This window comes from Enterobacter huaxiensis, assembly GCF_003594935.2.
Classification (GTDB): domain Bacteria; phylum Pseudomonadota; class Gammaproteobacteria; order Enterobacterales; family Enterobacteriaceae; genus Enterobacter; species Enterobacter huaxiensis.
The window spans coordinates 1,955,413-1,969,191 of sequence record NZ_CP043342.1 but is presented as its reverse complement, the minus strand read 5'-3'; the positions used below and the strand labels follow the sequence as shown (position 1 = coordinate 1,969,191).

11 protein-coding genes are annotated in these 13,779 nt (G+C 55.6%); 6 read left to right on the top strand and 5 right to left on the bottom strand.

The genetic code is table 11. The annotated features are described in order from the left end of the window. The first annotated feature begins 52 nt into the window (after positions 1-52). Complete coding sequence (locus D5067_RS09370; protein ID WP_119937254.1) at positions 53-1,426, top strand: MFS transporter; 1,374 nt, start codon at positions 53-55, stop codon at positions 1,424-1,426. A gap of 50 nt (positions 1,427-1,476) precedes the next feature. On the opposite strand, the gene htpX is transcribed toward D5067_RS09370, so the two are convergent. From htpX to msrC, 4 genes are all read right to left on the bottom strand, one after another. Continuing rightward, positions 1,477-2,358 carry a protease HtpX gene (gene htpX / locus D5067_RS09365; protein ID WP_119937253.1) on the bottom strand — a complete coding sequence of 294 codons (882 nt, stop codon included), beginning with the start codon at positions 2,356-2,358 and terminating at the stop codon, positions 1,477-1,479. Between the two features lie 193 nt (positions 2,359-2,551). Next, the gene (gene prc, locus D5067_RS09360; RefSeq protein ID WP_119937252.1) at positions 2,552-4,600 is read right to left on the bottom strand and encodes a carboxy terminal-processing peptidase; all 2,049 of its coding nucleotides are present in this window, start codon (positions 4,598-4,600) and stop codon (positions 2,552-2,554) included. A 19-nt stretch (positions 4,601-4,619) separates the two neighbouring features. Further along, on the bottom strand, positions 4,620-5,306 hold the full coding sequence (gene proQ / locus D5067_RS09355; protein WP_119937251.1) for an RNA chaperone ProQ: 687 nt from the start codon (positions 5,304-5,306) through the stop codon (positions 4,620-4,622). 96 nt (positions 5,307-5,402) lie between these two features. Continuing rightward, entirely contained in the window at positions 5,403-5,900 is a 498-nt protein-coding gene (msrC, locus tag D5067_RS09350; protein WP_119937250.1) for a free L-methionine (R)-S-oxide reductase MsrC, read from the bottom strand. Between the two features lie 132 nt (positions 5,901-6,032). On the opposite strand from msrC, the gene yebS reads away from it, so the two are divergent. From yebS to D5067_RS09330, 4 genes are all read left to right on the top strand, one after another. Beyond that, a complete protein-coding gene (gene yebS / locus D5067_RS09345) occupies positions 6,033-7,316 on the top strand; it encodes a membrane integrity lipid transport subunit YebS (RefSeq protein WP_119937249.1) in 1,284 nt (427 codons plus the stop codon). After that, positions 7,285-9,918 carry a PqiB family protein gene (locus tag D5067_RS09340; RefSeq protein ID WP_119937248.1) on the top strand — a complete coding sequence of 878 codons (2,634 nt, stop codon included), beginning with the start codon at positions 7,285-7,287 and terminating at the stop codon, positions 9,916-9,918. The genes yebS and D5067_RS09340 overlap by 32 nt, the downstream gene beginning before the upstream one ends. A 77-nt stretch (positions 9,919-9,995) precedes the next feature. Further along, entirely contained in the window at positions 9,996-11,438 is a 1,443-nt protein-coding gene (gene rsmF, locus D5067_RS09335) for a 16S rRNA (cytosine(1407)-C(5))-methyltransferase RsmF (protein ID WP_210433801.1), read from the top strand. Positions 11,439-11,542: 104 nt separating this feature from the next. Then, the gene (locus tag D5067_RS09330) at positions 11,543-11,782 is read left to right on the top strand and encodes a YebV family protein (RefSeq protein ID WP_119937246.1); all 240 of its coding nucleotides are present in this window, start codon (positions 11,543-11,545) and stop codon (positions 11,780-11,782) included. A 34-nt stretch (positions 11,783-11,816) separates the two neighbouring features. Here D5067_RS09330 and pphA read toward each other — a convergent pair whose 3' ends face one another. After that, complete coding sequence (gene pphA / locus D5067_RS09325; RefSeq protein ID WP_119937245.1) at positions 11,817-12,461, bottom strand: protein-serine/threonine phosphatase; 645 nt, start codon at positions 12,459-12,461, stop codon at positions 11,817-11,819. Positions 12,462-12,630: 169 nt separating this feature from the next. Between pphA and D5067_RS09320 the strand changes: the two genes are divergently transcribed. Then, complete coding sequence (locus tag D5067_RS09320) at positions 12,631-13,572, top strand: VirK/YbjX family protein (RefSeq protein ID WP_119937244.1); 942 nt, start codon at positions 12,631-12,633, stop codon at positions 13,570-13,572. Positions 13,573-13,779 lie beyond the last annotated feature (207 nt).

Below are 13,779 nucleotides of genomic sequence, written 5' to 3'. Positions count from 1 at the left end.
ATGCTAAAATAGTTACTCTGAGAATAATTTCACGTTGAGCCTTTCATCTCCCATGGAAAAAAAACCTTCTGATGGCTTGCCCTTACCGCAGCGGTACGGGGCAATCGCCACCATTATCATCGGTATTTCGATGGCAGTGCTTGATGGCGCTATCGCCAACGTCGCCCTTCCGACCATCGCCAGCGACCTCCACGCCTCCCCGGCCAGTTCAATCTGGATCGTTAATGCCTATCAGATTGCCATTGTGGTTTCACTGCTCTCGTTTTCCTTTCTTGGGGATATGTTTGGCTACCGTCGGGTCTACCAGTGCGGCCTGGCGGTCTTTACGCTGACGTCCCTCTTCTGCGCCCTTTCCGATTCATTGCATACCCTGACGCTGGCGCGTATCGCGCAAGGTTTTGGCGGCGCAGCGCTGATGAGCGTGAATACGGCCCTGATTCGGCTCATCTACCCGCAGCGCCACCTTGGGCGCGGCATGGGGATTAACTCGTTTATCGTCGCGGTTTCATCGGCCGCCGGGCCGACGATTGCCGCGGCGATTTTATCCGTCGCGTCATGGCAATGGCTGTTTGCGATTAACGTACCGCTGGGCGTCGTGGCCCTCCTTTTCGCGCTACGCTATCTGCCGGCGAATGGTCCCAAAAGCACCATGCCACGTTTCGATCTGCCAAGCGCCGTGATGAATGCCCTGACGTTTGGCCTGCTTATCACCGCGCTGAGCGGCTTTGCGCAGGGGCAGTCGATAACGTTAATTGCTGCCGAAGTCGTCGCAATGCTGGCGATCGGCTTTTTCTTCGTGCGACGCCAGCTGGCCCTGCCAGTGCCGCTGCTGCCGGTTGATCTGTTACGCATCCCGTTGTTCTCGCTTTCAATCTGTACCTCAATCTGCTCTTTTTGCGCCCAGATGCTGGCGCTGGTTTCTCTTCCCTTCTTTTTACAGAGCGTGATTGGTCGTACCGAGGTGGAAACCGGGCTGCTGCTCACGCCCTGGCCGCTGGCCACAATGGTGATGGCGCCGCTGGCAGGGTATCTGATTGAGCGTGTGCATGCCGGACTGCTGGGGGGCATTGGGCTGGTGGTAATGGCTATCGGGCTATTCGCGCTGGCATTGCTTCCCGCCTCGCCAGGCGACGTGGACATTATCTGGCGAATGATTTTGTGCGGCGCTGGCTTCGGTTTGTTCCAGTCCCCCAACAACCACACCATTATTACCTCGGCGCCGCGCCATCGCAGCGGCGGGGCCAGCGGCATGCTGGGTACCGCCCGGCTGTTAGGACAAAGCACCGGTGCCGCACTGGTGGCATTGATGTTTAACCTTGCGGGGCAGAATGCAACCCATGTCGCGCTATTTACCGCTGGAGCCCTGGCCACCGTCGCGGCCATCATCAGCGGGCTTCGCGTGACGCAGCCCCGCGTTCAGGCATAAAAAAACCGGGCGGTGAGTTTCTCCGCCCGGCTTCATTTGACGCATACGCGTTACTTCAGGTATTCACCGTTACGCAGCGCTTCAATACGCTTATCCAGCGGCGGGTGCGACATAAACAGCTCGCTCAGCGATTTCGACTTACCGTTGATGCAGAATGCCATCATGCTGGATGCTTCCTGCGGCTCGTAGCTGGTTTTCAGACGCTGCAGCGCAGCGATCATCTTCTCACGGCCTACAAGCTTCGCGGAGCCCGCGTCGGCGTGGAATTCACGGTGACGGGAGAACCACATGGTGATGATGCTTGCCAGGATGCCGAACACCAGTTCCAGCACCATTGACACCGCAAAATAGATCAGCGGGTTGCCGTTGCTCTCTTCGCCTTCATCACGGTTGCCGCCCATAAAGCCAGCCGCAATCTGCGCCAGGATACGGGAAATGAAGATCACGAAGGTGTTAACTACGCCCTGGATCAGGGTCATGGTGACCATATCACCGTTGGCGATGTGGCTGATTTCGTGAGCAATTACCGCTTCGGCTTCATCACGGCTCATGTTCTGCAGCAACCCGGTGCTGACCGCAACCAGCGATGCGTCACGGCGTGCGCCTGTTGCGAAAGCGTTGATATCCGGCGCATGATAGATAGCAACCTGCGGCATAGCGATCCCGGCCTGCTGAGATTGCTGAGCAACCGTATTCATCAGCCAGCGTTCCATATCATTACGCGGCTGTTCAATAACCTCTCCGCCGACTGATTTCAGTGCCATCCATTTGGACATCAGCAGAGAGATGAATGAGCCGCCAAAACCAAACAGCAGCGCCATAATCAACAGACCCTGAACGCTGCTCGACTGAATTCCCGTCAGGCTTAGCACCAGCCCGAAAACCACCATAACCGCCAGGTTGGTGAGCAGGAAGAGCGCGATTCGCATCATAATTTTCTTTTAACCTCAGTTTAACAAAACGCACTATGCGATTACCCACATCGTATGGGTATTGCGGTTATTTTCAAGGATTCGACGTGCGTAAGTCACCAGAAAGACACAACTTTACACAATTGAAATTCAGATTGACGAGAGGATGCAGAACTAAAAAAAACAGGCACAATTTCTTGTGCCTGTCAGGGGTTTATTTCGCCGGTGCGGGCTGCACGGCTGGCTTATCTTTTTCGAGCGTTGCCAGGTCGAGAGCGATATGCACCGTCTCGTCCAGGTACGGATCGGGCTCCTGGTAATCTTTCGGCAGATCGTCCAGTTTTTTGAGCAGAGGCTTGCCTTCACGCTTGAAGCGATCGTTGATACGCGCCAGACGCGTTGCGTCGTCTTCGTTGTTCTCTTTCTCACGCTGAGCGTAGTTAAGAGAAACAATACTCCGTTTTTCCTTCAGGGCATTGAAACGCGCAATGTCCTTCACGATGTACTGGAATTCAGGATCCTTCGCGATACGCTCGTTATGCTTTTTCAGCAAATCAGGGCCGAACTGCGTCATGTCGCCAGACTTCACAAACGTCGCGGCATTGATGCTATCCCACGGCAGCGCGTTATCCTCAAACTTCTCGCCCGTTTCCGTCTCTTCAGTGCCCGTCGGCATCATGATATCCGGCGTGACGCCCTTACGCTGCGTACTGCCACCGTTCACGCGATAGAACTTCTGAATGGTGTACTGTACGGAGCCCAGAGCAGGCCATTCCGGACGCAGCATCTGGTCGTAAATCCGGTTCAGCGAACGGTACTGCTGAACGGTGCCTTTACCAAAGGTCGGTTCACCGACGATCAGCGCACGGCCATAATCCTGCATTGCGGCAGCAAAGATTTCAGATGCTGAAGCACTGAAGCGATCGACCAGCACCACCAGCGGGCCTTTGTAATAAACCACGCCATCGGTATCGGCATCTTCACGCACTTTGCCGTTGTTATCACGGACCTGTACGACCGGGCCAGACGGGATAAACAGGCCAGACAGGGAAACCGCTTCGGTAAGCGCCCCACCGCCATTGCTGCGCAGATCGATGATCACGCTGCTGACGTTCTGCTTCTCAAGCTTCTGCAGCTGGACTTTTACATCATCCGTCAGGCCAACGTAGAAGCCAGGGATATCCAGCACACCCACCTTCTCTTTACCCACGGTTTTCACCGACATTTTCACCGCGCGGTCTTCCAGACGGATGCGTTCGCGGGTCAGGGTAATGATGCGGGTTTTGGTGCCTTTACCGGCAGGCAGGATTTCCAGTCGAACCTTGCTGCCTTTCGGCCCTTTGATCAGCGCAACGACGTCATCGAGACGCCAGCCGATCACATCCACCATGTTCTGTCCGGTTTGACCCACGCCCACAATGCGATCGCCAACGCTAATCGCTTTGCTTTTGGATGCAGGACCACCGGCAACCATGGAGTTGATCACGGTATAATCATCGTCCATCTGCAGCACCGCGCCGATACCTTCCAGAGACAGGCTCATTTCAGTATTGAACTGCTCGGTATTGCGCGGAGAGAGATAGTTAGTATGTGGGTCAATTTCGTGGGCGAACGCGGTCATTGCCAGTGAGAAGACATCTTCACTGTTGGTCTGCGCCAGGCGACGGATAGCGAATTTGTAACGACGGTTCAACGTCTCACGAATTTCTTTCTCGTCTTTGCCGGTGAGCTTGAGGCTCAGTTCGTCGTATTTGACCTTTCCGTCCCACAGAGCATTCAGCTCGGCTTCATCTTTCGGCCAGGGCGCTTTGCTGCGGTCCAGATTAAAGGTGTCGTTGCCGGTGAAGTCCATAGGACGTTCCAGCACTTTCAGCGCGTATTGATAACGTTCAAAACGACGCTTTTGCGATAAATTGTACAGATCGTAGAACAGATCCAGCTTGCCGGAACGCAACTCGTCGCCTACGTCGGATTTGCGTTTTGCGAACTGCTCGACATCGCTGGCGAGCAGTACGTTATGGCTGTAATCCAGCAAGTTCAGATAGCGGTCAAAGATTTTGGCCGAAAAGGCCTGATCGAGATCGAACTGACGATAGTGCGAACGGGTGAAACGTGACGTCACACGTTCACTCACCGTCGCGTGCTGCGTCTCTTCCTTAAGTACCGGAATTTGATCAACACGCGTGATATCGTCCACTGCGAAAGCGTGGCCTGTTATAGCAAACAGACCCGCCAGCGCGGTGAGCTTAAAAAAAGTGTTCATGCCAGGCTTGGCCTCCGTTTCAGAACAACAAGTGTTCTGCGCGTACAATCATTGACATACCAGAAGTCAGCTGTACACGAACGCCATCTTTGGTGATTTCCAGTACGGTGGCGTCCATCGCGTTGTTGCCCGCTTTAACCTTCAGCGCCTGACCTACGCTCAGCGCGTTGATATCAGAAACAGGGGTATGGCGCTGCTCTTCACGCGGCGCACGCGGGGCTTTCGCTGCGGGTTTGTCAGCACGCGGTTTGCGGTCGTTATTTTCATTACGACGCGGTGCAGGACGCGGTTTACGCTCGCGACGAGGCGCGTCTTCCTGACCGTTTGCCGCTGCGGCTTCGCGTTTTTTCGCCTGCTGCTCAGCACGCTGTGCCTGAACGCGCGCTTTGGCTTCTTCAAGCTGCTTGCGGGCGTGCTCTACGTGCTGCTCATCCAGCTCACCGCAAGGGTTGCCGTCAAGATCGACACGGGTTGCGCCTGCTTTGATACCGTACAGGTAACGCCAGCTTGAGGTATAAAGACGTAAGGCGGAGCGAAGTTGAGTTTTGCTGAGGTTCATCTCACCTTCAACACGCGCGACCAAATCCTGAAAGATACCGACCTTCAGGGGGCGAGCTTCACCTTCAGCGCTGAAGCACTGTGGGAAACGCTCGGCCAGAAATGCGATAACTTCTTTACTGCTATTCAACTTAGGTTGATTTTCCATGAAATTTCCTGATTACAACGGACGTTGCCAACAAGCGCAGGCATGAACAGGCGACATTATAATGACGCTATCAGTAAATGCTACGTTATCCGTTGATTATCCTGCGACGCTCGCAAAGAATTTGTGATAATCGGTTGCTGCCAGTACCTTTTCCAGGTTCGCAACCAGTTCGCGCAGCCCCTGCTCGTCCTCGGTTGTAAAGCGGCTGAAGACCGTACTGTCGATGTCCAGCACGCCAATAATCTGATTTTTCACCACCAGCGGCAGTACGATTTCAGAATTGCTGGACGCATCGCAGGCAATGTGACCATCAAAGGCGTGGACATCTTCTACGCGCTGAACCTCACGCGTGGCGACCGCCGTGCCGCACACGCCGCGTCCGACGGGAATACGCACACAGGCAATTTTGCCCTGGAATGGCCCGAGCACCAGCGTTTCACCTTCAAGAAGGTAAAAACCGGCCCAGTTCACACCGGACAGACGTTCAAACAGTAACGCACTTGTATTTGCCAGAGTGGCTAAGAAGCTGGTCTCACCCGCTATCAATGCCTTAAAATCGCGGTTAAGATCCGCGTAGAATTCTGTTTTGTTCATTATTCAATCACTTAGTTGTCTTACACATTGACTGCTTAGCCTATTAAAATAAGCATTAAATGCGCTCATGCTCAAGATGAATCCATTCATGAGTTAATATAACTTCTAACTATACTTTTTCGTGCGCAGCCGATGGCCTTAAAAACACACAAGATTACGCCGACAAAAAAGATCACCGTCCATACGGTGAGCGACGCATTGCCTCGTGCACATTATCAGCGTTGCCCGCAGTGCGATACGCTTTTTATGTTGCCGAAGATGAAATCGCACCAAAGCGCCTTTTGCCCTCGCTGCAACGCCAAAATCCGTGACGGACGCGACTGGTCTTTAACGCGCCTTGCGGCCATGGCGGTGACCATGCTGCTGCTCATGCCCTTTGCATGGAGCGAGCCGCTGCTGAAACTCTATCTTCTTGGCGTCCGTATCGATGCTAACGTGCTGCAGGGTATCTGGCAGATGACGCGTCAGGGCGATCCGCTCACCGCGGCCATGGTCCTTTTCTGCACCGTCGGCGCGCCGCTGGTGCTGGTCGCGGCGATTGCCTATTTATGGTTTGGCAATATCCTCGGGATGAACCTGCGCCCCGTTCTGCTGATGCTGGACAAGCTGAAAGAGTGGGTGATGCTGGACATCTATCTGGTTGGCGTGGGGGTCGCGTCAATCAAAGTCCAGGACTATGCTTTTTTACAGCCCGGCATTGGCCTTTTTGCCTTTATCTCTCTGGTGCTGCTGAGCATCCTGACCCTAATTCATCTCAATGTGGAACAGCTCTGGGAGCGGTTTTACCCGCAGCGCCCGGCGACGCGGCCGGATGAAAACCTGCGCGTCTGCCTGGGGTGCCACTACACCGGGCTGCCCGACGCGCGCGGACGCTGCCCGCGCTGCCATATTCCGTTGAGGTTTCGACGCAACAACAGCATGCAAAAGTGTTGGTCCGCGCTGATTGCCTCTTTGGTATTTCTGATCCCGGCTAACCTGCTGCCGATTTCGGTGATATACGTGAACGGCGCTCGCCAGGAAGATACTATCCTTTCCGGAATTATCTCCCTCGCCCACAGCAACGTTGGGGTGGCGGCAATTGTCTTCATCGCCAGTATCCTGGTGCCGTTCACCAAGGTGGTGGTGATGTTTACGCTGCTCATCAGCATTCACTTCAAATGCGAACAGGGGCTACGCACCCGTATCCTGCTCCTGCGCTTTGTGACCTGGATTGGCCGCTGGTCGATGTTGGATTTGTTCGTGATTTCGTTGATGATGTCGCTCATTAACCGCGATCAGTTACTTGCTTTTACAATGGGACCCGCAGCTTTTTATTTCGGCTCTGCGGTGATATTGACTATTCTTGCAGTGGAATGGCTGGACAGCCGCTTACTTTGGGACGCACATGAGTCAGGAAACGCCCGCTTCGCCGACTGAAGCGAGAATTAAAACTAAACGCCGCATTTCGCCATTCTGGCTGCTGCCTGTTATCGCATTATTGATTGCAGGATGGCTTATCTGGACGAGCTATGAGGATCGCGGAAGTACCGTCACCATTGATTTCCAGACCGCCGACGGCATCGTCGCCGGGCGGACCCCCGTTCGCTTCCAGGGGGTCGAAGTCGGCACGGTTCAGGACATCTCGCTGGGAAAAGGTCTGAACAAAATTCAGGTGCGCGTCAGCATAAAATCTGACATGCAGGACGCCTTACGCAGCGAAACGCAGTTCTGGCTGGTTACGCCTAAAGCCTCGCTGGCAGGTGTTTCCGGGCTGGACGCGCTGGTGGGCGGTAACTATATCGGCATGATGCCGGGCAAGGGTGAGCCACAGGATCACTTTGTCGCGCTGGATACGCAGCCCAAATACCGCCTCAATAACGGGGATTTGATGATCCATCTTCAGGCACCGGACCTCGGCTCCCTGAACAGCGGTTCGCTCGTCTACTTCCGTAAAATTCCGGTAGGCCGGGTATACGATTACGCGATTAACCCGAATAAACAGGGCGTCACCATCGACGTGCTGATTGAGCGCCGCTTTACCAACCTGGTGAAAAAAGGCAGCCGCTTCTGGAACGTGTCCGGCGTGGATGCTGACGTGAGTCTGAGCGGCGCCAAAGTGAAGCTGGAAAGCCTGGCGGCGCTGGTCAACGGCGCTATTGCCTTCGACTCTCCGGAAGGGTCAAATCCCGCTACCGCTGACGACACCTTTGGGCTGTATGCAGACCTGGCCCACAGCCAGCGCGGCGTGATCGTGAAGCTGGCGCTGCCCAGCGCTCAAGGCCTGAAAGCGGGTTCGACGCCGTTGATGTACCAGGGCTTAGAGGTGGGACAGCTCACGAAAATGACGCTCAACCCGGGTGGGTCGGTTACCGGTGAAATGACCGTTGACCCGAGCGTCGTCGATCTGCTGCGCGAGAAAACGCGCATTGAGATGCGCAACCCGAAACTTTCCCTGAGCGACGCCAGCATCAGCAGCCTGCTGACCGGCAGTACCTTTGAGCTGATTCCGGGCGAAGGCCAGCCGAGCAATAATTTTGTCATTGCCCCGGCGGACAAAGCGCTTCTGCAAAAGCCTGGCGTGTTGACGGTCACCCTCACCGCCCCGGAAAGTTACGGCATTGACGCCGGACAGCCGCTCATCCTGCACGGGGTACAGGTTGGACAGGTGCTTGAGCGTAAGCTCTCGGAGAAAGGGGTCTCCTTCTCTGCGGCCATCGATCCGCAGTACAGCGATTTGGTGCACGGCGACAGCAAGTTTGTCGTCAACAGCCGCGTCGACGTTAAGGTCGGTCTGGACGGTGTCGAATTCCTCGGGGCCAGCGCCAGCGAATGGGTCAACGGCGGGATCCGCATTCTGCCGGGCGACAAAGGCCCGCTGCGCGACAGCTATCCGCTGTATGCCAATCTGGACAAGGCGATTGAAAATAGCCTGAGCGACATGCCTACCACAACGCTGACGCTGAGCGCCGAAACGCTGCCGGATGTGCAGGCGGGCTCCGTCGTGCTTTACCGCAAGTTTGAGGTGGGCGAAGTCATCACCGTGCGCCCTCGCGCGGACGCCTTTGATATTGAACTGCATATCAAGCCGGAATACCGCAAGCTGCTGACCCCAAACAGCGTATTCTGGGCGGAAGGCGGTGCGAAGGTTCAGCTTAACGGCAGCGGATTAACCGTCCAGGCTTCCCCGCTCTCCCGCGCGCTGCGTGGCGCGATTAGCTTCGATAACCTGACGGGTGCAGGCGGCAATATGCGTAAGGGTGACAAGCGCATCCTCTTCCCTTCCGAAACCGCAGCGCGCGCCGTGGGCGGACAGATTACGCTGCATGCCTTTGATGCCGGTAAGCTGGCGGAAGGTATGCCGATCCGCTATCTCGGAATTGATATCGGGCAGATCCAGAAGCTGACGCTGATCACCGCGCGGAATGAAGTCCAGGCTACCGCCGTGCTCTACCCGGAGTACGTGCAGACGTTTGCCCGTACGGGCTCGCGCTTCTCCGTGGTCACGCCGCAGATCTCCGCCGCAGGCGTTGAGCATCTTGATACCATTCTGCAGCCGTACATTAACGTTGAGCCGGGCCGCGGCAGCGCGCGTCGCGAATTTGAACTGCAGGAAGCCACCATTACCGATTCACGCTATCTGGACGGTCTGAGCATTGTGGTGGAAGTGCCTGAAGCGGGCGGTCTTGCCATCGGTACCCCGGTGCTGTTCCGCGGTATCGAAGTGGGTACGGTGACGGGCCTGACGCTGGGCACGCTGTCTGACCGCGTGATGGTCGGCCTGCGCATCAGCGAGCGATACCAGCACCTGGTTCGTAACAACTCGGTGTTCTGGCTCGCCTCCGGCTATTCGCTGGACTTTGGTCTTACGGGCGGCGTGGTGAAAACCGGTACCTTCAACCAGTTCATTCGCGGCGGTATCGCCTTTGCGACGCCGCCGGGCACGCCGCTGGCGCCAAAAGCGCAGCCGGGGAAACACTTCCTTCTGCTCGAAAGCGAACCGAAAGAGTGGCGCGAGTGGGGAACCGCCCTGCCGCGCTAATCTCAACGGCTCCGGTGTCAACGCACCGGAGCCTTTATGTTACACTGCGCGCCTGAATGTTTCCCTGTGGTGTGCCCGTGGCTCAAAACTCCGTTTTTCTTCCTGAACTTTTCCTGGCGCAAATGCGCGAGGCCCTTCCTGCTCATCTGTCCTTCGATGATTTCGTCGCTGCCTGCCAGCGTCCTCTGCGTCGCAGCATCCGCGTCAATACGCTTAAAATCAGCGTGACCGAATTTCTTGCTCTGGTGTCGCCCTACCGCTGGCAGCTTACGCCGGTGCCATGGTGCGAAGAAGGGTTCTGGATCGAGCGAGATGACGAAGATTCCCTGCCGCTGGGCAGTACTGCAGAACACTTGAGCGGACTTTTTTACATTCAGGAGGCCAGCTCCATGCTGCCCGTTGCGGCGCTGTTTGCGGATGACAACGCGCCAGAGCGCGTGATGGACGTCGCCGCCGCGCCGGGTTCAAAAACCACGCAGATTGCCGCACGCATGGGCAATCGCGGGGCCATTCTCGCCAACGAGTTTTCGGCAAGCCGCGTTAAAGTGCTGCACGCCAACGTCAGCCGGTGCGGGATCCATAACGTCGCCCTGACGCACTTCGACGGTCGCGTGTTCGGTGCGGCCCTGCCGGAAGCGTTTGATGCCATCCTGCTCGATGCGCCGTGTTCGGGTGAAGGCGTGGTGCGTAAAGATCCGGATGCATTAAAAAACTGGTCGGTTGACAGTAATCTGGAGATTGCGGGAACCCAGCGTGAACTGATCGACAGCGCGTTCCATGCCCTGCGCCCCGGCGGCACGCTGGTCTACTCCACCTGCACGTTAAACCGCGATGAAAACGAAGACGTTTGTCTTTGGCTGAAGGCGCGCTATCCAGAGGCCGTCGAGTTCCTGCCGCTGGGTGATTTATTCACCTCAGCAAAGGAGGCCGTCACGCCTGAAGGTTTCCTGCACGTATTCCCGCAGATTTATGATTGTGAAGGTTTCTTTGTGGCGCGTCTGCGTAAAACCCGCGCCGTCGATCCCCTGCCCGCGCCGAAGTTTAAAGTCGGCAATTTCCCATTCTCGCCTCTTAAAGGCCGCGAGGCTGCCCTGGCCGAAGCCGCTGCCCGCAACGTGGGGCTGGCGTGGGACGAGAGCCTGCACCTGTGGATCCGCGACAAAGAGATTTGGCTTTTCCCTGCCAATATCGAGCCGCTAATTGGTAAAGTTCGCTTTTCGCGTCTCGGTATCCGCCTCGCGGAGATCCACAACAAAGGCTATCGCTGGCAGCACGAGGCCGTCATCGCGCTGGCCGCGAGCGACAACACCTTTGCTCTGACGCATCAGGAGGCCGAAGAGTGGTATCGTGGCCGCGACGTCTATCCGGAAAACGCGCCGTCGCAGGATGAAGTCATCGTAACGTATCAGGGGTATCCGCTGGGGCTGGCGAAAAAAATTGGCTCTCGGTTGAAGAATAGCTACCCGCGCGAACTGGTCCGCGACGGCCGCCTGTTTACCGGTAACGATCGCGCTGACTGAAAAAAGCGCATTTTTTTACTGGCGGTTTTGCTCTCCTTGTCTACGATCAAAAATGGATGACTGTACTGGTCATACCAGATTTCGCAACGAACCCGGAGAGCATTATGACGAAAACCAACGTGCGTATTGGCGCTTTTGAAATCGACGACGCAGAGCTGCGCGGCGAAGCGCAAGGTGACCGAACGTTAAGTATTCCCTGCAAATCCGACCCGGATTTGTGCATGCAGCTTGATGCCTGGGATGCTGATACCAGCGTCCCGGCGATCCTTGATGGGGAGCATTCAGTCCTTTACCGCGAGCATTACGACAGTAAAACCGATGCCTGGGTCCTGCGCCTTGCCTGACCTAAAGAGAACCCGCCCGAAGGCGGGTTATTAATTACTGGAGCTGTGCAAACGTCAGCACGCCCCCAAACACCGCACCGGTATCGATATAGTGCAGGTTGTTAAAATCGTACCGTTTATCAACAGGCGTATGGCCGAACCAGAAGTGGTCGGCTCCCTTGATGCCCTGCCCTTTACCGACCATAAACCCCATCAGACGGTCGCGATCCCAGAGTACGCGCTGGGCACTCACCGGCTTATTCCATTTATACGAATTAGCCGGATAATCCGCATGCGCCACCACGTTCAGGCCGTTAGCGCAGGTTATTTCAATAATATGCGGTAAGCCCTGACATTTTTCGAGTAACGTCAGCGCCCTTTTTTGCCGATCGGGGTCAAGCTTCGTAAACCAAATACCGCCATTCATCGTCCAGAGCGCAACGTCATTATATTTAACCGCATCAAGTGCCATTTGCTCGTGGTTTCCGCGTACGGCCCGAAACCATTTTTCATGTAACAGTTCTAAACATTTCAGGCTGTCCGGCCCGCGGTCGATAATATCCCCGACGGAGATCAGCAGATCGTCGTAAGGGTTAAAATGGCGGCGCTTGAGTTCGTCCATAAGCCACTGGTAGCAGCCGTGTATGTCGCTGACAACCCAGACGTGGCGCCAGTGTCCACCTTCTATTCGCTGATACATAACGCCTCCTTTAAGGAGTATAGCTGCAGCCGAAAATGGCATCCAACGATGCCGGGAATTCACAAAGCCAAACAAACGGTAAACCAAACGGAAATAAAGATAGCCGCGCTATTACTCCCTTTTTAGCGGCCCCTTAGAATAGATGCTAAATAAAAAGAGAGGTCTTCACGTGTCAAACATCCACCTGCAAAACGATGTGTTATATCCACATCGTACAAATATCATTTCCGAGCTGGTGAAAGGAAAACTCGTTCCGGGCCCAATCTGGCAAAAACGCGACTATCGGCTGAAGTTTTTAATCCGCTCGCTTCTCTTCTGGTCCTCCACGCACCGCATGCTGGATGCACTTTCCGGTCGTGATGATTTTGACCGGCTGCTGGCCTCTCAAATTACCCTGCCAAGCAAAACCCATCGCCAGTATTTGATGCGGGGCCTGAACGCGAGCGATCGTGCAGACGCCATCATCAGCCATTATCACTGGATCGACGGTCTGAAGGACGCCGCGCTGGCGAATGCGCTCACCAGCCCGCAAGAAAAGCTTGTTGTGCAGTTTCAGGCCAAAAACGATGCCCTTTACACCGTCAACGCCTCGTCTGCCTGCAAGGCTGAACGTGAAGGGGAAAGTACGCTGTGGCTGCGCGACAGTGATGACACCGTGCTTGCAAGCCTGACCTTCAGCGTCGCGTGCAGCCATGGTCAGCGAGTGTTAGTGATTGGCGGCCTTCAGGGCCCACGCCGCAACGTTTCACGCGAGGTGATTAAGCAAGCCACGCGCGCCTGCCACGGCCTGTTCCCCAAACGCGTGCTGATGGAGGTGATTTTCCAGCTGGCCGCGCGCTCGAACATCAAAGCGCTGTTTGCCGTCAGCGACGAGGGGCACGTTTTCCGCGCGCTGCGCTACCGCCTGAGCAAAGGTCGTCATTTCCACGCCAGCTACGATGAATTCTGGGACTCGCTCAACGGTAAAAAACTCTCCCCCTTCTGCTGGCAGCTGCCGCTTGAAATGGAGCGTAAATCGCTGGACGAGATTGCCAGTAAAAAACGGGCCGAATATCGCCGCCGTTTCGAGCTGTTAGATACCCTTGCGGCGTCGATCACGTCCCGCTTTTAGCGGCTATACGGTCTTTCGCCAGCTACACACAAGAATTTAACAAAACAGTCAAAAAGGGCTGGACTTTCGCCTGCCGTGTTGTGGTATGGTTGAAGCACGTGCACAGGAAGTGTGCCTGCACAGAAGGTCGATAACCGGACTTTATCGTTTACTTTCCTGCAGATAAAAAGAGACCGAATACGATTCCTGTATTCGGTCCAGGGAAAT